The sequence below is a fragment of the Candidatus Protofrankia californiensis genome (genome assembly GCF_900634765.1).
GTDB classification, from domain to species: domain Bacteria; phylum Actinomycetota; class Actinomycetes; order Frankiales; family Frankiaceae; genus Protofrankia; species Protofrankia californiensis.
This window is the reverse complement of the sequence record NZ_CAAAFT010000171.1, coordinates 6,957-7,678: the sequence shown is the minus strand read 5'-3', so window position 1 is coordinate 7,678 and position 722 is coordinate 6,957. Positions and strand designations below refer to the sequence as shown.

Annotated in this window: 1 protein-coding gene; it reads left to right on the top strand. The window is 73.4% G+C overall.

The genetic code is table 11. The features are described 5' to 3' along the window. Nucleotides 1-90: 90 nt before the first annotated feature. Nucleotides 91-722, top strand: a 632-nt coding sequence (locus DD1DGNOD_RS29180; protein ID WP_241255611.1) for a glycosyltransferase, incomplete at its 3' end; no start/stop codon positions are given.

The following is a 722-nucleotide window of genomic DNA, read 5'->3' as shown; positions in this document are numbered from 1 at the left end:
GTACCGGGACGACGACAGCTACGGCGGCAGCGGCAGCTACAGCGGCGGCGGCCGGGTCGGGACGTACCACGACGAGGACGGGAGCACCCGGTGAAGATTGTCCAGGCGGCCAACTTCGTTGCACCACGCTCCGGTGGCATCCGCACCACGCTGCGGCACCTCGCCGCCGGGTACACCGCGGCCGGGCACGAGGTCGTCCAGATCGTCCCTGCGGAGCAGGACGGCGTCCGCCACACCCCGGACGCAACCGTGGTCACCATGCGCGCGCCCCTGGTACCCGGCACCGACTACCGCTTCCTGACCGACCCGTGGCGGGTCATCCGGCTGCTGGAGGCCGAGGCACCCGACCGCGTCGAGGTCCACGACCGGGCGACCCTGCGACCACTGGGCCGGTGGGCCCGCCGGGCCGGGGTGGGGTCCGTCGTGGTCAGTCACGAACGCCTCGACCGGCTGCTGAACCTGTGGACGCCCCGCCCGCTGCGCGGGGTGCTGCCGGTCCGGGCCGCCGCCGACCGCTCCAACGCCGCGCTCGCGCGGTCGTTCGACACGGTGGTGACCACCACCGCGTGGGCGGGGGAGGAATTCCGTCGTATCGGTGCGACCAACCTGCGCCGGATTCCTCTGGGCGTCGACCTCGACCGCTTCCATCCCGACCGCTACGACATCTCGCTGCGGCGGGCCTTCGCCCGCGACAGCGAGGTGCTGCTGGTGCACGCCAGCCG